The sequence below is a fragment of the Allobosea sp. NPDC055332 genome (genome assembly GCF_053645455.1).
Window position 1 is genome coordinate 349,837 of sequence record NZ_JBSHMO010000002.1, and the last position, 23,555, is coordinate 373,391.

At 63.0% G+C, this 23,555-nt stretch carries 7 protein-coding genes; 5 read left to right on the forward strand and 2 right to left on the reverse strand.

The window, feature by feature from the left end; genetic code table 11:
- Position 1 precedes the first annotated feature (1 nt).
- Both ACWIGM_RS10365 and ACWIGM_RS10370 read right to left on the reverse strand, forming a co-directional pair.
- Positions 2-1,270: an acyclic terpene utilization AtuA family protein gene (locus ACWIGM_RS10365; RefSeq protein ID WP_454025860.1), complete on the reverse strand. Its 1,269-nt coding sequence runs from the start codon at positions 1,268-1,270 to the stop codon at positions 2-4.
- 237 nt (positions 1,271-1,507) lie between these two features.
- Positions 1,508-2,428 (reverse strand): LysR substrate-binding domain-containing protein, encoded by a 921-nt coding sequence (locus ACWIGM_RS10370; protein ID WP_454025861.1) that lies wholly within the window; start codon positions 2,426-2,428, stop codon positions 1,508-1,510.
- Positions 2,429-2,533: 105 nt separating this feature from the next.
- On the opposite strand from ACWIGM_RS10370, the gene ACWIGM_RS10375 reads away from it, so the two are divergent.
- The 5 genes from ACWIGM_RS10375 to ACWIGM_RS10395 all read left to right on the forward strand — a co-directional run bounded on the left by ACWIGM_RS10375 (position 2,534) and on the right by ACWIGM_RS10395 (position 23,552).
- A complete protein-coding gene (locus ACWIGM_RS10375; protein ID WP_454025862.1) occupies positions 2,534-3,589 on the forward strand; it encodes an ABC transporter substrate-binding protein in 1,056 nt (351 codons plus the stop codon).
- Positions 3,590-4,844: 1,255 nt separating this feature from the next.
- Positions 4,845-14,162 (forward strand): Tc toxin subunit A-related protein, encoded by a 9,318-nt coding sequence (locus ACWIGM_RS10380; RefSeq protein WP_454025863.1) that lies wholly within the window; start codon positions 4,845-4,847, stop codon positions 14,160-14,162.
- Between the two features lie 127 nt (positions 14,163-14,289).
- The gene (locus ACWIGM_RS10385; protein ID WP_454025864.1) at positions 14,290-15,891 is read left to right on the forward strand and encodes an Ig-like domain-containing domain; all 1,602 of its coding nucleotides are present in this window, start codon (positions 14,290-14,292) and stop codon (positions 15,889-15,891) included.
- Between the two features lie 67 nt (positions 15,892-15,958).
- Complete coding sequence (locus tag ACWIGM_RS10390) at positions 15,959-16,528, forward strand: hypothetical protein (RefSeq protein ID WP_454025865.1); 570 nt, start codon at positions 15,959-15,961, stop codon at positions 16,526-16,528.
- Between the two features lie 82 nt (positions 16,529-16,610).
- Positions 16,611-23,552: a SpvB/TcaC N-terminal domain-containing protein gene (locus ACWIGM_RS10395; protein WP_454025866.1), complete on the forward strand. Its 6,942-nt coding sequence runs from the start codon at positions 16,611-16,613 to the stop codon at positions 23,550-23,552.
- Positions 23,553-23,555 lie beyond the last annotated feature (3 nt).

Genomic DNA, 23,555 nt, shown 5'->3' on the forward strand with positions numbered 1-23,555 from the left:
CTCACAGCTCCTCGATGCTGACGGGGAAGAGTTCGGTCGGCGAAGCCACCTTCATCAGGTGATAGGCGCTGAACTCGTAGACGGGGCCGACATCAAGGTCGGACGGCGAATAGGGAAAGGCGAGATTGCCCGAGGGGTTGATGATGCCCTCATAATGATGATGGAGCATGGCGCCGCTGATCTGATGGCAGGCCGCATGCGCCAGCTCCTGCGTCGCGGCCGTAACCTCGATCACGAGCCCGACCTCCCGTTGCAGGGTCTGGTCCCGCTCCAGCTCCTTCATCACGCCGTCGCGGCCATAGACATGGAACTGGATCGCAATGGGCGAGGGCGCGAAGTAGTCGACCGCTCTGGCCTTGAGCTGCTCGAGAATGCCGTCGAGCGCCGCGATGGCCGTGGGGCAGCGGATGCCGGCGATCGAAATCGAGCGATAGCCGGCGAGTCGGGCGCCTTCCAGCTTGACGAAATAGTCCTTCGTCTCGGTCAGCGTCGCGCCCCTGACGCTCACCTGTCTTTCGCCGAGCTGTTCAAACGAGCATCGCGAGAGATCGATCTCGTGGCCAGGGCCGCCCTGATGGAACGGGTTCTCGCGCTCGTAGAGTGAGTGGGCGGAGACCGACTTCACCGAAGCGCGCCTCTTGATGCTGCCGGGCTCCAGCACAAAACTATCCGCGTGCACGGTGCCGAGCATGACGTCCATCGCGAAAGGCTCGGCCGAGAAGGCCCCGCATTCGAGGATCTTGCCCATATGGATCGCCAGGGCCTGGTCAGCGCCCTTCCAGATCGGATACGCGGCTATGACCGAGTCGTCGCAGGCGCGGCCGGCGATGATGACATCGGCGCCGGCATCGAGTGCAGCGCAGATCGGCTCATGGCCCATCTGGGCGACGAGCGTCACGGTCTTGTCGAGGGCTTCCTGCGTCAGCTCATGCCCGGCTTCGAAATCGACGACCTCGCCCGCGGCGACAGCGCGCTTGGCCCGCTCGATCGGGATGTCCGAGCGGATCGTGGCGAGCTTCAGCCTGAAGCCGTTCTCTTTGGCGATGTCGCGGACGAGAGCAGCGGTCCGGTCGACCTGGATGCCGGAGCCGGCGCCGCCGACGCTGCCGACGATGACCGGAATGCCCGCCTGCCGCCCGGCGCGGATCAGGGCGGTCAATTCGCGCTTGATGCTGACATCGGAGACCAGCGGCTTGCCCGAGCCGAGATAATGCGGGCCTGGATCGGTGGAGCCGGCATCGACTGCAATGACGGCGGGATTGAGCGACATGCCCCGCGCGAGAGCCTCCTCGCCGAAACCATAACCCAAAGTGCCCGTAGGCGTTAGCACGGTAATACCGGACATGTTGACCTTGATCCGCCGCTCGATCCGAAGATGATCGATCCCGCGATGATCCGCGTTCTCGACGCCTCCATTCAGGGAGCGGGCTCCGTCAGGGTCAAATCGCTTCTGGCGTGTCAGCCATAACTCAAGGATATGCCAATGTCGGGAACGGCGTTTCCATTCCTATGGGGGATCACCGATCATCTTCGCCATCGCCGCGATCTTGGCCTCTAGATTGGCGCGAACATGTTCGATCAGGGCCTGCGTCGCGAGTGACGGTTCCCGGAAGCTGGGCGTGACGACCCAGACGTTGAAATTCACGACGGGGCGGAACGGCCTGACGACCAGTTGGCTGGCGGGAAAGCCTTCGGTGCTCAGCGGATCGACGATGGACACGCCGACGCCGGCCGCGACGAAGGAGCAGCAGGCCTCGGTGAGCTGGACCTTGATGACGATGTTGCGATCGGATTGGCTCTCGGCGAAAACCCGGTCGATCTCGAGCTGGGCGCGGTCCTCGTCGACCATCCCGATGAAGCGCTCGCCATGCAGGTCCTTCGCCGTGATCACGTCGCGAGCCGCAAGGGGATGATCCGGCGGGAGGACGCAAACGGCCTTCATCGAGCACAGCTTCTCGAAGCGGACGCCGGACCGCTCGGGAGCGAACATGCCGAAGCCCAGGTCGAACCCTTGGGTCGCGACGGATTCGACGAGGAGCCAGGAATTCCGGCTCGACATCTCGATCCTCAGATCATGCCGGGTGGCCAGGAAGCCACCGAGGATCGGCGGCAGAACCCGCGCCGCAAGCGAGGGATAGGAAACCAGATTGATCTCGCCATAGTCGAAATTCTTGATGGCGCGCGCCCGGGCCGACACGGAATCCACGCTGAGGAAAACCCGCTCGACCTCCGAATGGAGCATCTGCCCCTCCGCCGTCGGAACGACGCCGTTCTTCAGGCGACGGAAGAGGGCAAAGCCGCAGCGCCGCTCGAGCAGAAAGATTAGCTTGCTGACGGCCGGCTGCGAGAGATTCAATTTTTCGGCCGCCCGGGTGAAGCTGCCGAGCTCCATGATGGTCTTGAAAGCCTCGAGCTGCCGGATGTTCATAGCGAAAAGTTATCTCAGACCCTTGGATTTCAATTTGAAGCTGGAAACCTGCCGGGTCCTCATGTCCCTCTCAGAGGACAATGCCAGAACGGCGGAGGAGAGACTATGGCACGCTTCAAAACAAAATTGCTCGTCGGCGCGGCTTCATTCGTGGCGGCGGGAGCTTTCACGACGATGGCTGTAGCCGAGGAAACCATCACCGTCGCCACCTATGGCGGCGAATGGGGGGCTGCGATGCAGGCCTGCATCATCGATCCCTTCACGAAAGAGACCGGGGTGAAAGTCACGCCGGAGCCGGGCGTCTCGGGCGTAACGCTGAGCAAGCTGCGCCAGCAGAAGGGCGCGCCTTCGCTCGACGCCGTCTGGATCGATGGTGGCGTGTCCGAGATCGCGGCCGCCGACGGCGTCATTGCGCCGATCGATCCCGCCAAAGTTCCCGCGGTGGCGGGGATGCTTCCCGAGGGCGTCTACAAGGGTGACGACGGAAGGCTCTTCGCCGTCAGCACGGGCTTCTACTCGCTCGGGCTGGGTTACAACACGCGCGACATCAAGCAGGCGCCGACCTCCTGGCTGGATCTCTGGAAGCCGGAATTTGCCGGAGCGGTCACGTTCCCCAGCCCGTCCAACGCCATGGGCGTCCCCTTCATCGTGCATCTGGCCGGGCTGGTCGGAGGCAACGCGGACAATGTCACGCCGGCATTCGAGAAGCTGAAGCAGCTCAAGGTCTCAGCCTATTTCGACACAGCTGGCGCCGGCACCAACCTGTTTCAGAGCGGTGAGGCGATCGTCGGCGCCCATTACGCCAGTTCCGCCTACGCCATGCGTGACCAGAAGCTGCCGATCGCATTCGTCGTGCCGAAGGAAGGCGCGATCGGCGGCGATATTCGGCTGCATCTGGTCGCCAACAGTAAGAAGCAGGCATTGGCCGAGACGTTCATGAACTATGCCATCGGCAAGTTGCCGGCGACCTGCATGGCCGAGAAGATCTATGTCGGCCCGGCGACCACAGGCGTCGCGCTGACGGACAATGCGAAGCAGCGCATGCCCTGGGGGCCTGACGGCTCGATCAAGAGCCTGGCGTTGCCAGACTGGAACAAAATTAACGCCAATCGCGCGGCAATTATCGAGGCTTTCAATAAAACGGTCGTCGCGAAGAAATAGCCGGTATGGCCGGCTTCTAACGGAGACCGTCCCTAGACACTTCCAGGCCGTGTGGGGCAAGCGAGCCTGCCGAGGGAGGCATTGCTGCTTATATGGCTATTTTAAATACACAAATCTTTGCAATTTTATCCTGCATGGCGCCCCGATACGATTCGAACGTGTAACCTTTTTCTTCGGAGAGCAAAACATCGGCGAGCTTTTGCGCGCGTGGCAAATCCTTGAGCTTGAAACGTGTGGCCTTAGCGCGTTTTATCGGTTGCCACGCTGTCTGTGGATAGCACCGGACGCGAAAGAAAAGCGAAGAGAAGTAGAACATGCGTGCACAGGATTTGCACACGGAAGCCAGATAACCACTTGAAATAATTTACGAATTTATCCGATCCATCATCGGTGCGACGGAGAATCTAAGATATTGATCTTCCAGCATTTTTCTCTTGTAAATCAGTGCACGCGCGGCGTTTCGTGTGCGCTTTTATACGCTATGGCACGCCAGGTTTCGACGCCTGCCACCTTCGCGAAGCTCCCCTCCGGGTCCTGGCGCGTCCAGGTCCGCAGCAAGGGCCGCTATGCGATCGGCTCCGTCCTGCACCGAGATGATGCGCAAGGCGACCGAGGCCGGGCGCCGGATTGATCATGGCGAGGCCCTGAACGCGTCGCGCAGCGCGCGTTCGGGGCCTCATCGACCTTCATATCGACGACATGTGCGACGTCGGCAAGGCCCCTCCGTGCTCCATGGCCGCCACTCCGGCATTGCTGAAGCGGCAACTCGGCAAGTGGAGCATCGTGTCCCTCGACCGCGAACGGCCGGAGACGATCGTTTCCGATAACGGCACCGAGTTCACCTCGATGGCGATCCTGCGCCGGTGCCAGGGTATCACTTCAATACCTGTCGCCCTCCCAATCCCATGCGAACACGGCAACCTATCGCAGCGAGCATGAAATGCCGCTGTCATACTTATGCGTTTGTTTTCCAAATGAGGCGCACCCGCAAAAAAATTCGCTCCTAAAAATTTCGCCCCGTTGACATTCGCAGGATTCAGTCATTATCAATTCACACGCATAAGTTGCACAGCGGTCGAGCATCTTCGCCGCTGCCTGTATTCCACACGTATATCTTCCCATTAAATTTATTCGAGGCGGACCAGTCATGGATTCGTTCCCGATAGCGCGCGTCAAAAACGTAACGATCAAGAAATTTTTGGAGGAAACCACAGGGATAGACCTGCGCTCTTTTGATTTCCACGACCGTTCGGCGTTGGCCGAGCTCGTTGCCAGGCGGGCACAGCAAGCGAAGCCCGACGCCGGCAAGCCGACAAAATCCAAATCTGGCAAGGGCCGCGGACGGGCGGGAGCCGGTGCGAGCCGGCGTCCCAGCAAGGCGGCACTCGAAGCCGCCATCGGTCATGAGACGCTCGAGGCGCTGCGCTCCTTCCAGCGCAGCTACCGGCTCACCGGCGCCCCGGAGACCGCAGAGGGCCTGATGGAGCTCGGGCTCGATTCCGCCGCCAAGGTTGCCGCGATGTCGCCCGCCCGCTTCGTCGAAACGACGAAGGAGTTGTTCAAGGGCGACCAGACGAAAGCGCGCGACGTCCATAGTCGCGCCGGCCATCTCAAGACCGCTGCCTTACAGCTTTATGGCAGCGTCAAGGACCTCGCCGCCTCGCCTTATTACAGCGGCACCAAGTTCAATACCGCGTCCAGTGACATGGTCGACTATTTCACGAGCATCCCGAGCTACACGGCGCTGTTCGGAAATATGAATTACTTCGACACTGACCCCGGTCAGACGATCTTCAGCCCATCGGCATATTTCTTCGATGCGATGCGGATCATCGACGAGTATATCACTTATCCCAATACAGAACCGGTCCGGACCATCCCGCCGGGCTACACCTTGGAAGAGCGTCGTCCCGATCTTTTCGCGCTCAAGCTGACCCCGACCAACACATTCACGGAAATTCCCACCCTCACGCTCGTCAACGACGTGCTCGCCTTTTCGATCAAGGCACGCAGCGGGCAGGATCCGTATCAATACCTCGCCAGCGCGCCTTATCCGTTCGACCTGCCGTTCACGCAGCCGCTCGTCGCATTGCGCCAGCCGCTCGCGCTGATGAACACGCCGCTCGTGGCGCTCTATCGCGGCATGGTGGTGCCGGGAGGCGGCGCCAGCAACGTGCTGCCGCTGGATGTGGCGCGCGAGGCGCTCAATCTGTCGGTCACGGACGTGTCCCGCTTCACCACGCCCGATCCGAGCATCGCCGGCGTCACCGCCGCCTATGGCTACGATATCCCTCGCACGCCCCTGCCCTATGCCGGCGTCGGCGAGGTCGGCACGTTGGTCGGCTCGACGGCGGTGGGCGGCATCGGCACGCGCTTCACCAGCGAAATGGCGGTCGGGGATAGGATCAGCGTCGCCGGCGTACCACGCAAGGTGACCGCCATTGCCAGCGATACGCAAGCCACGGTGGATGCCGTCTGGGCAACGCAAACGGCGCAGAACTACATCGTCGCGCCGAACGCTGCGCCGCCCAAGCCGCCCTTTGCCGGTCAGGGCACGGTGTCGATCGACCCTGACAACACCATCGTGACAGGGGCGGGCACAGCCTTCACCACTCAGATCGTCGTCGGCGATAAGATCACCACGGCCGGCCAGACACGCACCGTCGTCTCGATCACCTCGGACACGACGCTGAATGTCGATACTGCTTTCCCTTATATCTCGACCGACCTCGCCTATACGGTGACGCCAAAGGCGTCGCAGCCGGTTTCTCCCTATGTCGGCCCTGGCGGCATCGCGTTCGAGAAAGGCGGCACCGACGTCACCGGCATCGGCACGACATTCCTCACCGATTACGCCAATGGCGGCACGATTGCGGTGGGCACGACGACGCTCGTCGTCGGCACGGTGACGTCCGATACGACGCTCACCGTCACGGCCGCCTGGCCGTCGATGGGCGGCGTCGGCTACATGGTGCAACCGGCGCCACGCACCGGCACCATAGCCGACGTTCTGCCGACCACCGGCACCGGCAAGATCTCCTGGCAGACGACCTCGACGCAGATCACTGGCACCGGCACCAATTTCGTCAAGGAATTGCGCGTCAGCGACCAGATCACCGTGGGAACGGAAACGCGGACGATCACCGCCATCCTCTCGACCACGCAGGCCGAGATCGAGATGGCGCCGACCGCCGACGCCAGCGCGCAAGCCTTCACCATCCTGAAGATGGACGGGATCGACCTCGTCGATATCTTCCAGGCACGCACCGGGCTGCTCGCCGAGGAACTGACCGCGTTGCTCGACCAAAACCTGTCGAAAACCGAACGCGACACCGGCGGCGCCAACGGGTTCTTCATCAACGATACCGGCGAGCAACCCGCCAGCATCGCCACCTATTTCTGCAACGATCCCGGCAACCCGACCTATCGCCTCGCCGGGCTGACCCTGAAGCGGCTCGATCGGCTGAGTCGCTTCATCCGTCTCGGCAAGCTCTGCGGCTGGTCGTTCGCTGACCTGCAATGGGCGATGACGGCAACCGGCGCGACCGAGATCACCGAAGACTACCTACTTGCGCTCGGCCAGGTGGCTGGGTTGACCGGTGATGGAAGCCTCACAGCGCTCGACGTCACCGGGCTGTTCTACGCGCTCAAGACCTCCGGCAAGATCGACGACCGCACCCCGCAAGACCAGTTCGACCTGATCTTAAACACTCCCGCGGTGCTGCAGGGCGCCGATCCCTACCTGCCGGCCAGCACCACGCCCTTCAACCCCTTCCGCACGCCGGTGCAGCAATGGACGATTGCGAATACCGCCGGCAACGACGGCATCATTCGCAGCCGGCTGCGGGCGGCGCTGCAGATTGGCGATGCCGACACAACGCGGCTCGCCATTTACGTCCAAAGCCTCATCGGGGCGCAGACGCCGACGGTGATGGACCTCAATCTGGGCAATCTCACCTGGTTGTGGCGGCTGGCAAGCACGGCCCAGCGCCTCGGCTGGAGCATCGACGCCTATCTGACCTTCCTCGGGCTGATGTATTATCCGGGCGCCCCGGACTATTTTCTGCCACCGAAAGGAGCCGTCACCTTCGCGCTCGACACGCTGGCCGACCAGTTCACGATGGCGCGGTGGCTCGCGGACAGCGATTTTTCAGCGGGCGAGATCCAGTACATCACCACCGGCGCCTCGCCCAGTTTCCCGACGCCCTACCCGGTTCGCGACGTCCTCTCCTTCCAGGCGGAAACGGCGGTTTCGGCCGCCACGACCCATCTGACGCCCTCGGCGCTGGCGGTGCTGCAGCTCAACACCGAGCAGGCACAGGCGCTGTTCGACAATCTCGTGGCGCAGAAGTTCGTCACCGATATCGGCATCTCGTTGCGCTACGCTGCGACCTACGCCGATGTCTGTGCCTATCTGCCGGTGCGAGTCGGCGACAATGCCACCGTATTCGGCTTCGATGCGGCAAGTTTCATCGACGCGACGCTCGGCATCGACGCGGCCCAGTCCCAGCAGATTTATGCCGCGCTGCTCGCCGCCAAACCGCCGGCGCTCGTTGCCGTCACCGCGACGATCGCAGCTGTGGCGCAGGACTTCACCGCTTCCACCGAGCTTTCCTATCTGGCGCCGATTTTCGCCGGCAATGCCGATCCAACAGCCTGCACGCAAGCGGTGCGCACCACGCTCTTGACCGCGCGCACCGGTATCGACGGGCTGATCAAGACGATTGCGCAGACCGCCAATCTGCAGGTGACCAGTCTGGTGCGGGCCTTGAGCGATTTTCTCGGCCTTTCGACAGGAAGCGTCGCGGCGCTGCTGCCTTTCGCATCACGGATCACGCCGCTCGCGGACTATCTCGCCGCCTTCCTGACTCCCCTCCCCGCCGGCACGCAGCCGCCAACGACTCTCAACACCTTCATCGGCTGGATTTCGCGGGTCGGATTGATCGTCGAAACCTGCCAGCTCGACGCGGTGGAAACCGGCTACGTCACCTCGCCGGAGGGGGCGCCGCATTTCAACATCGCCGACTGGAGCAATATCGACATTGCCGGCATCGCTGCCATCGCCGCCTACGCAAACCTGCGCAACGCCGTCGGCGCGCTGCAGGACCAGCTGATCGTCTATTTCCAGACGCCGACCACCGATCCGGTGAAGAAGGCCGCGGCTCTGGCTGCCGCGACCGGCTGGTCAGCCAGCGATATCGCCCTGCTGAACGCCTATTTCTGGCCGGCGGCGAGCCCGACCGACGCCGACACCATGGCCGGGCTGACCAGGCTGTCGACCGTGTTCGATCTGCAGCGGCGGCTCGGCGTCGGCACGCCGACTCTGAAAAAGCTGGTCGGCACGAGCCACATGCCGATCGAATCCGCGCCGGGTGTCATCGACCCTGTCGCGTGGGCGGCCTATGAGGACGTCGCGCAGGCGGCGCTCGGCATCGCCAATGCCAGCTTCACCGGCGATGCGCTGACCGAGGCGAACACCGCCATCACCGCTGCGATCAACGGCCTGACGCGCGATGCGCTGGTCGGCAATGTGCTCTGGTGGATGAACGCCCGCAATCCGACCCTGCGCAGCGTCAACGACCTCTACAAGTTCCTGTTGCTCGACGTCGAGATGGGCACGTGCGCGACCACCTCGCCGATCGCGCAAGCCATCGCCTCGGTGCAGCTCTATATGCAGCGCTGCCGCATGATGATGGAACCCGGGGTTCTGCAGATCGACATTCCGACGATCTGGTGGTCCTGGATCATGAACTATCGGGTCTGGGAGGCGAACCGGCGGATCTTCGTCTATCCGGAAAACTACGTCGAACCCTCGCTGCGCCAAGGCGCGACGCCGCAATTCCGCGAACTGGCCGACGACCTGCTCCAGAACGACCCGACAAAGGCGAATGTCGTCCCGCCCTTCGAGGATTTCATCAAACAGCTTGCCGTGCTCGGCAATCTGATCCCGGTCGGATCCTATCAGGCCTCGACCAAGGATCAGCGCAGCGGCGAGGTGAAGGACACGCTGTTCATCGTCGGCCGCACGCGTACGCAGCCTTACGAGTTCTATTTCCGCGCACTCGACAATGCGGTGGAATGGAACCCCTGGTACAAGATCGACCTGACGATCGGTGGTGATCGGGTGAGCCCGGTCTATGCTTTCGGGCGGATGTTCGTCTTCTGGACGGAATTCGACACGGCGAAGAGCAATTCGATCGCCAACCAGGTCTCGAACACCGAGACGATCGACAAGGCGACCCTCAAATACTCGTTCTACAACAACGGCGCCTGGTCGAGCGTGCAGACGCTCGACGGCGCGGCAATGATCAACACCTACCCATCGAGCTATCCGACGATCAGCAATCCCGGCCCCGTCGCCGACCTGCTGCGCAAGGAAAACACCTACTGGCAATTCCCTTATGTCGTCTCGACCGGCGAGGGGCTGGTCGGCGCCGGGCGGATCTCGATCTCCGCCGGGATCGGCGTGGTCGACGGCACGCGCACGCAGTTCACCCGCGAAGTGCGGCCGGGCGACCGCATCGTCTGCTTCGGCGAGGAGCGCATCGTCGGCGCGGTGGCCAGCGACCTCTCGCTCGTCGTCACGGAACCGTGGACGTCGGCGGCGGACGACGCCGAATACAAGATCATCGCCTTCACGCAAGGCGGCCGCTTCCGCCCGTTCGTCGGCACCGGCACGGCCTCGACCACGACCGGCATGCCGCTGGTCAGCGGCAACGGCACGCGCTTCCTCGACGAATTCGTCTATGGCGACACCATCGCTATCGGCAACGAATCCTACATCGTCATCCTGATCCAGGATCAGGAAAACCTGCTGGTCGATCAAAACTGGATCGGCTCCTACAACGATGCGCAATTCACCGTCGTGCCGGGCAACCAGGGGCAGGAGAACATCCTCGTCGCCTACAGCCCACCGACCGACACCTCGAAGCCGTTGGCCTACGGCTCGAAGGTGGTCACGCCGAATCCGACGAAAAACAGCTTCATCACCGCGCAGAACCTGCTCAATACCTCGGTCTACAACGGGCTGTGGCTGGCCTCGCAGTATCAGCCGACCCAGCAGAACATCCCCGGCGCCGTGCCGATCGTCGATTGCGCCTTCCTCGACGCCGACCTGTCGCGCGGCGCCGCCAAGGTGCTGTTCCCGGAATACCTGTATAGCGCAGCGGCCAATCCGCAGCCCTACCGCCCCGAGCTGATCCGCCAGTATGCGCGGCTCTCGGTCTGTCCGAGCAAGAACATTCTATGGGACAATTACTGGGGCACGAACCTGCCCGGGCAGTTCGACTCCGACCGCGCGCCGTCGAGCAACCAGGGCATCGACCTGCTGTTCAACATCGCCAAGCAGACCTCGGCGTTGATGCCGGTCGGCAACAAGCCCGGCTCCTTCGTGTTCGACAATGTCGACGAAGCCTATCTCGTGCGGCCGACAACGCCGAACATCAACCTGATCTCAAAGATGATCCTGCGCACGCAGCGCCCGTGGAAACCCGATCTGCTCAACAGCCAGATCATCGCCACCGGCGCCTACACGGCGCAGCCGCAAGCGCTCGCCAGTACGCAATTCTCCTTCGTACGGCTCAACACCATCGTCATGCCGACGCTGGAGGCACGGCTCTTCGCCGGCGGCATCGATCGCCTCCTGACGTTGAGCTCGCAATACCTCCCCGAGCTCCCGTTCAACCGCTTCTACCCGCCGCCCGGCACGACGCCGCCGCCGAACGTCATCCCCGTTCCCTCGGCGCTGATGGATTTCGACGGCGCCTTCGGCCTGTATTTCTGGGAGATATTCTTCCATGCGCCGTTCCTGATCGCCGACAGGCTGCAGGGCAACGGGCGCTTCGAGGAGGCGCTGTCCTGGCTCGACTACATCTTCAATCCAACCCAGCCGCCCAACGAGGCCGAGGACATCTATGACGTCGATCCGGCCAAGCGCTATTGGCGCTTCCGCCCGTTCCGCGACATGGACCAGCCGTCGCTCCGCAAGGTGCTGACCGACCCGCTGCAGATCCGCCGCTACAATTACGACCCATTCGATCCCGATGCGATCGCCGCCATCCGGCCCGTCGCCTACGCCAAGGCGATCGTCATGCGCTATGTCGACGTGGTGCTCGACTGGGCCGACATGCTCTTCACGCAATATACGCGTGAGACCATCACGCAAGCGACCAATCTCTATGTGCTGGCCGAGGATCTGCTCGGCGACAAGCCGCGCTCGCTCGGCCGCCTGCCGCTGCCCGAGCCGAAGAGCTTCAACGAGCTCAAGGCCGAGTATCCGACCAACCAGATCCCGCAATTCCTGATCGATCTCGAGAACACGCCCTATCTCAATCCCGATCACGACAATGAGCGTTACCCGAGCCAGCCGGTCAACGACATCGTCGCCTATTTCGCCGTGCCCGAGAACGCCAACTTCATGGCCTATTGGGACCGTGCCGAGGATCGCCTGTTCAAGATCCGCCATTGCATGAATATCGACGGCCAGGTGGTGCCGCTGGCGCTGTTCTCGCCGCCGATCGATCCGGCCTTGCTGATCCAGGCTATGGCGGCGGGCGGCGGCTCGGCCCTCGCCCAGGCTTTGGCCGAAAACGTGCCGTACTACCGTTTCGCCTATCTGATCGATCGCGCCGAAGCTCTGGTCGGCCAGCTCGCCGGGCTCAACGCCGCGCTGCTCGCAGCGCTCGAGAAGAAGGATGCCGAGGCGCTCAGCGTGCTCACCACCCAGCAGGAAGGGCTGCTGCTCAAGCTGACGACGACGGTCAAGGAACAGGAGATCGCCGACGCGGAGGTGAATGGCGAAGCCTTGCAGCAGAGCCTCGCCAGCGCCCAGTATCGGCAGAACTACTATGCCGCGCTGACCAAGACCGGGCTTTCGGTGCGTGAGCAGGCCAGCCTCGACGCCATGCTGGCGGCGCTGGTGTTCAACACCTTGAGCACGGTGACGAAGACGGCCGCCTCGATCGGCTATGCCGTGCCGCAGGTCGGCTCGCCCTTCGCCATGACCTATGGCGGTCAACAGATCGGCAATTCGCTCAACGCCGCATCGGGCGTCTTCGAAATCGGTGCCGCAATCTCGACCTTCATCTCGCAGCAATCGCAGACGCTGGCGAGCTACGAGCGGCGCGCCCAGGATTGGGGCCTGCAGGAGAAGCTTGCAGGCTATGATGTGGCGCAGTTCGAAGATCAGATCAAATCGAACCAGATCCGCGTCGCCATCGCCAAGCAGAACCTCGTCATCCACGAGCAGACGATCAAGCAGAACGCCGAACGGGCGAAGTTCCTCAAGGACAAATTCACCAACACCGCGCTCTACCAATGGATGGCCAATCAGATCGCGCGCGTGCAGTACCAGACCTACACGCTCGCCTATCAGCTGGCATTGACCGCGCAGCGGGCCTACCAGTTCGAATATGGCACCAGCCGCAGCTTCCTGAACTTCGACTACTGGGACGCCGCCCATCGCGGCGTCACCTCATCGGACGGTCTGCAGCTCGCGCTGGCGCAGATGCGCGCCAGCACCTTCGATGTCTCGCGCCCGCTTGAAATCGAACGCACCATCGGGCTGAGCGACATCGACCCGACGGCGCTCCTCAAGCTGCGCCAGACCGGCGAATGCCTGTTCAGCTTCACGGAGAAACTGTTCGACTACGACTACCCGGGCCACTACGCCCGCGTCATCAAGACGGTGAGCGTCTCGATCCCCTGCATCGTCGGCCCCTATCAGAACATCAAGGCGACGCTGACGCAGCTCAGCAATCAGGTGGTGCTGACCAGCGGCGATGCCGGGCTCAACGCCATCGCCTTCCTGCTCGGCAGCACCAGTGCCAAAACGCCGCCAGCCACGGCGATGCGCAGCAACTGGCGCAACTATCAGGAAATCACTCTCTCCTCGGGCCAGAACGACAGCGGGCTCTTCGCGCTCAATCTCGACGACAGCCGCTATCTGCCCTTCGAGGGCACCGGCGCGGTGTCGAGCTGGCGCTTGAGCATGCCGAAGGGGACCAATCGCATCCCGTTCGAGGCCATCGGCGACGTCATCGTCACGGTCAAATACACCGCGCGCGATGGCGGCGAAGCGTTCCGCCGCAAGGTTGCGAGCCTCGATGCGCTGAAGCCCTATGCGGGCGTCGATTATGTCGATTGCCGCTCGATGTACTTCGACGCCTGGCAGTTGCTCTTCGCCTCCATCGGACCGGGCGTGACGACCCAGACTCTGACCCTTGCCATCCCGGACTTTACGCCGCCGCATGTCGAGAAGAGCAAGCTCATCGGTTTCTACATCCTGCTCTCCGCCGATGCTTCGGTGCCCGGCCAATACATCACCGTCAAGTTGACCGACACGTTGAGCGCCGACGTGACGCTCTCGGCCACCAACGACATGAGTTACTTCTTCGACCAGCAGCACCAGACCGCTCCGACGGTCGCCAAAGCAACAGCAAACCCGATCGAAATTCAGTTCGACCTCAGCAAGACGCCTGCATCATTGAAAAACACAAGCCAAACAGGACTTTCGCCGGAGGCCCTGAAGAATATCCAGCTCGTTTTCTACTATACCGGCACCGTCATTCTTTAACGATAATTTTCGAAAGGATCGCCCAATGCCGACGCAGAAATGCCTGGACAACATCAAATCCGAAGATCCTCCGTACAATGTCTCCTGCACAGCTGATTTCTGTTACAAAACCTCGTTCGCGCGCGATGTGCATTGCTCGAAGCGCGGCCTGCCGGTCGATACGCCGGTTCTGACCTGGGATCCCAATCTCAACGGCGGTCAGGCCTGCTATTGCTGCTGCTCCTGCTTCGCGCTGGACACGCCGATCGAGGTCAAAAAAGGTCTCTACACGCTGATCCAGGACATCCAGTCGGGCGATGAGATCATCGCCTGCGGCCTCGACCTCATCTGGAAGCCGAGCAAGGTCGAACATCGCACCGGCGATATCGATAAAACCAATATTCCCAACATGTACTACGTCGAATATTTGATGCCCGGCGAGAAGGCCAACCGCAACCTGCTCGTCACCGCCGACCATCTCTTCCTGATGAACGGGACGAAGCATCTCAAGAAGGTGCAGTTCCTGATTCCCGGCGACCAGCTCACCACCGCCGACGGCGCGATCGCAGCCGTGCAGTTCGTCACGCATGGCACGCACTACACCGCCGTGCAGACCATCGAGATGGCCGGCCGCCTCAATCCGCGCACGCTCGACGGCCATCTGATCAACAGCAACGGCGTAGTGACCGCCGATTATGCAGTGCAGGTCTTCTACGAGCTCGGCGACGACCGCAACGCCCTCCACGCCTCGCCCGACGAGGTCGAGGATATGGCGGTGGGCAGCGATGAGTACGAGGCCAAGCATGGCAACGCGCAATCGCGCGCCTTCGTGCAGAGTCCTGCGTCCTGGCCAAAGGGCTTCGTGCCCGATCACTCGGCCGAAATGCCGATCCCCAACTACGCCACCGGTTACATCACTCCGGAGCAGGCGAAATCGGTGCGCAGGAACGGCAAGTTCAACCCCAACAACAACACGACCGGCCGGGCGAACATCCTCTATCTCTTCCAGCAGAGCCAGAAGATGTATCCCGACATCGTCTGCATCCTCGACTGGAACAACCGCACGCCCAATGCCTATGCCTGGGAAGCGTCGGGGCAGAAATACATCCTCTTCTGCGGCGGGCTGATCCGCCTCAAGGGCCTGTATCTCGACGGCCTCTCGCTCATCCTGGGCAGCCTGCAGGCCTCGCTCCAGGCCCAGGCCTGCGTCTGCGAATGGGACTATGCGGCGACCTCCGCCATCCTGCGCACCGCCTGGCCCGACAGCATCCTCGCCAAGCTCGTGCCGGCCGGCATCGCGCAGGTGCAGGGCTATTTCGCGGCAGCGCATGATGCGCCTCTACCGGACGGCAAGGATCCGTGCGACGCACCGACGCTCGACTGCCGCATCCAGTCCTATTGGGCCGGCTTCAGCTTCGACAACCTGCCCGACTGCGCCGGCGCCTTCGCTCGGTACCTGATGATCGGCACCGCGTTCGCGACGATGGACAACCTCACGGTCACCGTCGTCTTCAATGACGCGCTCGACCCGGCAACCGCCACCGACATCGCCAACTACGCCTTCAGCCCGCCCGCGACGATCACCGCTGCTGCGCTCAGCCCTGACGATGACCGGCAGGTCAACCTGTCGGTCTCGGATCTGAAACCGGACAGCTACTACGTGCTGCTGCTGCAGAACCTGCAGTCGGTGCATGGCGCGCCGCTCGGCCCGGATCAGAACAAGGTTGTCATCGCGACGCACGCCATCTGAGGCGGCGACGTCCTACCCCGCGTGGTGCGCCGGTCCCCCCGGCGCACCCAACCCCAGGGAGAAATGCATGCTGCCGATTCTACGCAGCCTCGAAGCCGCGGGCGACACCCATGCCAAGCAGGTACAGCTCGGCGCTCTGCTCGGCCTCGACGAGGCCGTGCCGGTCGAGGTGCTGACGCGCGCGCACGCGGATGACCGCTACGCCACCTATCTGTTGCGCAGCCGCGGCCATCCCGAGCTTCTCACCATGCTGTTCGGCAAAGCCGCCGAGAGCCAGCCGACGAGCCAGGCTGCGCCGCAGGTCGAACTGTCGAACAGCGAATTGCTGCGCAAGGCGGGAAGCGCCGCGCTGAAATGGGCGGCGAGCGGTTTCAAGCGCATCGAACCCGACGTGCTCGAACGGCGCAACGCGGCCTGCCATGCCTGCCCTTACCTGAAGGCCGCGCCTGACCGCATCCTCTACAAGGTGACCTTGAGCGCGCAATCCGATCAGCGCGTCTGCGGCGCCTGCGGCTGCACAGCCTCGCGCAAGGCCAGCCTGCCGGACGAGTCCTGCCCGATGGAGCATCCCGAGCATCCCGGCTTCACGCGCTGGCATGAACCAATCCGCCGGGCGGACGAAAGCGTTCGGGGCTAGAGCACGCGCCGCTCAGATTTCAGCGCGATCTGAGCGGATCCGGCTCTAGGCGCAGTCTCAAGCGGCTACGGGAGCAGGAGTGATGCAGGCGCCGTCGGAAATCCAGGTCCCCAAGATCGACGCCAAGGAGGGCGGCAAGATTTCCGGCTATGGCGAACGCTTCGAGGTCAATCTCGTCAGCGGTTCCGCCAGTTTCACCATGCCGGTCGCCGCACCGAAACTGCGCGAGATCGCCCCCGATCTGTCGCTCTCCTATAGCGGCAGCGTCGGCAACAGCCCCTACGGTTTGGGGTTCGATCTGGCATTGCCGGCGATTTCGCGCCTGACCGACAGGGGCATCCCGCGCTACACCAGCGACGACCGCTTCGTCTTCGACGGCGGCGAGCTCACCCCACGCTACGATCCCGTCGGCAGCGACTGGGTGAAGAGTGAACGCGTCGAGGGCGACTATCTCGTCATCGGCTTCCGGGCGCGCATCGAAGGCTCGGGCACGCTGGTCGAATGGTGGCAGAACCAGACGGACGGCACGTCCTACTGGCGGACGGTCAGCGCCGAGAACCTCACGGCGCGCTATGGCGTCACGGCGGAGGCGCGCATCGCCGACCCGCAATACCCGACCCGCATCTATTCCTGGCTGATCAGCGACAGCTGCGACGCGCTCGGCAACAAGATCATCTACGACTACAAGCGGGAGGACGGCGCCGGGCTGCCTGCCGGCGCCAATTGCGCCCAGAGCTATGTCAGCGCGATCCGCTACGGCAATTATCTCGACGGGACAACAGAGCGCTTCGCCGTCAACATCCTCTTCGACTATGGCGAGTATTCGCCGCCCTCGATCGATCCTGCTGCGCCCTGGCGCCTGCGTAGCGATCCCTTCTCCACCTATCGACCCGGCTTCGAGCTACGCACATGGAGACTTTGCCGCAACATCCTGACCGTGCATGACCTTCCCTCGCTGCCGGGAGCCGGACGCTGCTTGAGCAACGTGCTGGCGCTCGATTACGACGAGACGCCGTATTTCTCGATCCCGACGTCCGTGCAGCAGATCGGCTGGAAGACGCTCTCCGACGGCTCGCAGGTGAGCGAGGCCAAACCGCAAGTCACCTTGAGCTTCAACGCTTTCAGTGCCGCCAACTCCCAGATGCAGACGCTGGAGGTATCCGGGCTGCCGCCTTTCCAGGGGCCACCGGGGCGGGGCCAATACCAGTTCGTCGACCTTTACGGCGACGGCATTCCCGGCATGCTGTTCAACGACGCCAGCACGATCGCCTATTGGCGCGCACTCGGCGAGGGCCGTTACCAGCCGCCGATCGCGCCAGCGCAACTCCCGATCGACCGGGCGCTCGCCGAGGGCCACTGCGCCCTGATGGATCTGGACGGCAATGGTCAGCTCGATCTGGTGGTGCGCGACCCCAGCCGCGCCGGCTTCTACCGCAACAATAACAACGGTAGCTGGGAAAGCTTCGTGCCCTTCTCCAGCGTCCCGCCGGAAATCGCCATGCCCGGCATGGAGTTCGTCGACCTCGACGGTGGCGGCAGACAGGACCTGATGATCGGCGCCGGGCGCGAGCGCATCCGCGTCTATTCCTCGCTCGGCACGGGCGGCTATGCCGCACCGACGCTGCATGGCGTTCCGGAGCTTTTCCCGCCTGCCACCGGCGAAAGCCCCGTCACCTTCATCGGTTTCGCCAATGTTTTCGGCGACGGGTTGCAACATCGCATCCGCCTGAGCGACGGGCTGCTCACCGTCTGGCCGACGCTCGGCTATGGCGATTTCGGCGCACCGGTGACGATCTCCAATACACCGCGCTTCGGCGCCGGCCTGACAACGGCGCGCATCTTCTTCGCCGATGTGACCGGCTCGGGCTATGCCGATCTCATCTACGCCTACGATGATTATCTGGCCATCTATCGCAACGAGAGTGGCAACCGTTTCTCCGATCCGTTGCTGGTGCCGGTTCCGCAGCGCATCGACGATCTCGACCAGATCAATTTCGCCGATGTTTTCGGCGACGGCCGCGCCGCCTTCGTCCTGAGCAAGGCAGCAGCGCCGGTGTCGCACCATGCGTTGCGCTTTCCCGCCACCGAGGCGCCGTTCCATCTGAGCGTCATCGACAACGGGTTTGGCGGCACGACCGCCCTCACCTATCGCAGCTCGACGCATTTCCAGCTCGCCGACCGCAAGGCCGGACGGCCCTGGCCGACGCCGCTCTCGACCGTGGTGCAGCTCGTCGAGCAGACGCAGATCAGCGACGGCGCGACCGGGCTCACCAGCACCACGCATTACCAATATGCCGACGGCTACTACGACCCGATCGAGCGCGAATTCCGCGGTTTTGCCTATGCGCAAAGCCTCGACAGCCAGGCGATTTCGCCGACGCTCTGGCATTTCCCCAGTCGTGGCGGCCAGACCTTCGTGCCGGGTGAGCCCTGCCTCAGCCGGCGCTGGAACAACACCGGCGCAGCGACATTGGTGGACGCGCGCTCGGTGCCGCTGCCGCGCTTTCGCGGTGATCCACTGGTACCGGACGACTATCTCGACCCCGATATCTTCGTCGCTGGTGGCGCCACGGTGCGCGAAGCCTATCGCGCCCTGAAGGAGCGCGAGGCGGCGAAAAGCACCACGGGGCTCGACACGAGCGGCGAGGAGCGGCCGGTCGCCTATCAGAGCACGGCGCAGAATTACCGGGTGCGCATGCTGCAGCCGCGCATCGGTCCACATCCCGCCTCGTTTCAGGTCACGCAGCGCCAGAGCCGTGTACTGTCGGAGGAGGACAATCCTGCCGAAGCGCGCGTCGCGGACTCTTTCAATCTGGAGCAGGATGCCTTCGGCAACATCACGCTCATCGCCAATATCGCCTACCCCCGCCCCATCGGTCCCGATGTCGCGCCCCAGCAATTGGCGTTGATCACGACGGCGACCGCGCGCGCCTATATCAATCACCCAGCCACGACAGCCGAACCCTATCGCTATGTCGGCCTGCAATGGCAGGAAACCGAGCTCGATATCGGTGGACTGACCGCTGGGAGCGGCTTCTTCAATTTCGACACGCTCAGTATTGCCTATGCACAGGCGCTGGCCGATACGATCGATTACGGTACACCCTTCACGCCGGGACAGATGCAGGCGCGCCCTTACCACTGGACGCGCGATCTCTACTGGAACGCCATGCAAAGCGCGCCTCTGCCCTTCGGCAGCCTCTCGGCGCAAAGTCTGATCTACGAGCAGCAGAAGGCGGTGTTTCCGCCGAGCTTCGTCGCGACCATTTACGGCGCGCGCGTCGACGATGCGATGCTCGAAGCCTCGGGTGGGCGCGGCGCCGGCTATATTCTCGCCGATGGCTATTGGTGGAATCCCGGCAGCCGGCGCCATTATGCCGACGCCACGCAGTTCTACCTGCCGATCGCGGTCGCCGATCCCTACGGCGCGCGCACGCAATTCAGCTACGACACTTATGCGCTCGAGATGATCGCGAGCACAGATGCGCTCGGCCAGGTCACGCAATTCGCCACCGACTACCAGGCGCTCCAGCCCTACCTTGTCACCGATATCAACGGCAATTGCACCGAGACCTTCTACAGTCCGCTCGCCGAGATGCTGGCGTTCTCCCGCTACGGCACGATTGGCGGCGTCAGCCTCGGCGACGCTCCGCTGACGAACTACCAGTACATCGCCCCCAAATCCCGTGCCGACATTCTTGCCGACCCGGAAAAATATCTGCAGGGAGCCGGCAGCTATTACTGGGAAGACTACTTCTCGATGGCGCGCGGCGACGGGCCGGTCTGCAGCGTGCTGATCGATGCCGACCGAGCGATCAAGCCCGCTGATCCAAAGTGGGACCCAGGCCCACGACGCTACGGCGCGACCCTGAGCTATATCGACGCGCAGGCGCGCGATCTCGCAAAGCAGAGCAAGATCGAGGCAGCTGCGCTCGATGCCGGCGCCGCAGGCGACAGCTGGATCGTCACCGATCAGTTGGCCTATGACGAACAAGGCCGCGAGGCGCGCCGATACGCCCCCTATGTCAGCGCCTTGCCCGTACTCGATCTTTCGCCGAACGCGCCCTGCACCTCGAGTTTTCACGATGCGCTGGGACGCGTCATCCGCACCGACACGCCCCCGGGGTTCTTCTCGAAAACAATCTACCGCACCTGGGCACGCGAGGTGTGGGACGAGGACGACACCATCCTCGACTCCTCCTACTACCAGGCGAACATCGGCAATACGGACCCGGCCTTCGCCAATGAGCGCAATGCGCTGCTCAAGGCCGCGCAATTCGCCGGAACCTTCGCGACCATAGACCTCGATCCGCTCGGGCGCGACTGCGTCGAGACGAAACAGGTGACCTACGCCCCGGTTGGCACGACGCCGCCAGCGCCCGAGCTCATTCAAACCGGCAGCTGGTACGACAGCGCGGGCTCGCTCGCCAAGCAGGCCGATCCGCGCTTCTACAAGGGCGCGGCGACGGTTCTGTTCAATGTCGAGCAGGCCTATGCGATGACCGGGGAGATCATCAGCACCGTCTCCACCGATTGCGGTAAGGCGCAGCCCGGCACCGGGCGGGTGCTCACCGACAGCCTCGGCAATCCGCTCGACCGCTGGGACAACGCCAGCCAGCATGTACGCCATGCCTACGACACGTTGCGGCGGCCGACAGGGCTCTTCGTCGATCCGGTGACCGGCACACCCTATCAGGCCGAAAGTCTCGTTTACGGCACGGATCCAACGACCAACAGCCGCAACCGCATCGTCATCCGCCGCGATCAGGCGGAGGAAGCACGCATCGCGCTCTATGACCTGACCGACCAGCCGACCGCGGAAACCCGCCAGTTTCCGGTCGAATATGACGCGCCGATCGATTGGAGCGATCCATCGAAAGTGCCGATGCTGCCGAAAATCTGGGATCTCGGCGCGGTGTTCAATCGACGCTCCTGGGCCCTCGCCCAATTCAACGCCGACGGCACGGTGACGGCGACCAGCTATTATGTGAATGGCTGGATCGCGACGAGCGCGCTTGCTCCCGACGCAAGCCAGCCAGCCGTGCCGGTGATGGGCGCGCGGCGCTATTTCGCGAATGCCCAGCCGACCGACAGCGTTTTCGCCAATGGCACCACGACGAGCCGCGGCTATGACGCGCAAACGCAGCGCCTGAACGCCATCCGCACGCTGCGCACCAGCGATAGCGCTGTGCTGCAGGACGACGATTTCTACTACGACGCCGTCGGCAACGTGACGCGGATCGTTCGCAAGGCCGAGCCGCCGAGCTTCTGGAGGAACGGCGTCACCACGCCCGACAACGACTACACCTACGATTCGATCTACCGATTGCGGCTGGCGACGGGGCGCCAGGAGGCCGATCTGACGGCGCCAGGGGCGCAGCGTTTCGCCGGCGCGGCTGACGACCAGCTCGTCCCCTATACGGAAAGCTACACGCTCGATCCCTCCAACAACCTGCTGCAGGTCCGGCACGTCGCAGCGGGCAGTGGCGGACAAGGAAGCTGGACCTGGGATTTTGCGGTTTCGGCGACCTCCAACCACGCCGTGCCCGCCGACATGGCGACCGGCGGCAAGGTTCCTGACGATTTTTACGACCTCAACGGCAATCTCGCGCAATTGCCCAACCTGCCGGCCATCGCCTTCGACTATCGCAGGCAGATGAGCAAAGCGGCCCTCGTCATACGCCCGGGCAGCTCGGATGACGCGGAATACTACCGCTATGACCGCAATGGCGCGCGCCGGCGAAAGACCAAACGCTTCCTACAGAGCTCCGCGGTTACGATCGTCGAAGACGTGTTCTATATCGGTGCGCTCGTCCATACGACGCGCACCAGACTGACCGGTGGCGGCAGCACGCCCGACGGCGAAGCCTCCTCGCTCAGCGTCGGCGCTGGTGACGAGCGCCTGCTCATCATCGACACCGACAGCACCCAGCCGACACCGCAACTGCGCTATCAGGTCGCCAACAATCAGAGCTCGGTGACCATCGAGCTCGACGCGAGCGGGCTGCTGATCACGTTCGAGGAGTATCTGCCCTATGGCGGAAAGGCACTGGCCAAAGGCAAGAGTCAGCTCGATCTCGACCGCAAGCGCTATCGCTATGTCGGCCGTGAGCTCGATTCCGCGACCGGGCTCTACTGCATCGGCCTGCGCTATTACGTGCCGTCGATGGGTCGGTTCCTGACCACCGATCCGGCCGGCTACAAGGACGGGCTCAATCTCTATGCCTATACAGGCTGCAATCCGACAACCTTTGTCGATCGAACCGGCACGGCGCGCCTGACCGGGCAGGCTGCGCTCGTCCAGCAGCGTCAAGCGCGAATGGACGCCGATTTCCATCGTGCGGTCGACATGGTCGAGGATGCGATCGCTCTGCTCGAAGCGCAGATCGCCACCCGCAACGGCTGGTGGAACAGCACGTTCTGGAGTCGCGGTACGATCAACAACCCCGATCCATTGATTCAGCAATATTTCGGCATTGCCGGCACCACCCGGACGGACGCGAACAATCTATTCGAGGTGCTCGACAATTTTCGGGCGATTCGAGCTTATTTTGCCAGACCGCCCGTTCAAAGCCGCCTCTCCTGGCGTTATGCGCAAAGCTTCTTTGTGCACATCCCGCAATTCAACGTGAGGCCGGATCCGCCGAGGAACACAACGATCGCTTTCGTCCAGGGTGGCAGCGTCAGCTGGCCGGACTGGCGCATTCTGCCACAGTCGGTCCGAGCGCGTCCGCTGGGCCCGTTGACCGGGCTCGGTCTGATCACGCCACTGGCAAGAGGATTGATCCGCATGACCCCCTATGCGGGCATCAATCTCTACGACCGGCTACACTTCGCTCAATCCGGACCGAATACGCGAGCGTCGACGCTTGTCCATGAAGCAACCCATCTGATCTTCTATTCGGAAGACTACGCATACGGCGATGAGCCGGAATTTCGGACTCTTTCGACCCAGCAGCGCATGTATAATGCCGACAGCTACGGACTGTTTGCTCAAGCTGTCTATGAGCGCGATCACCACTAGGAA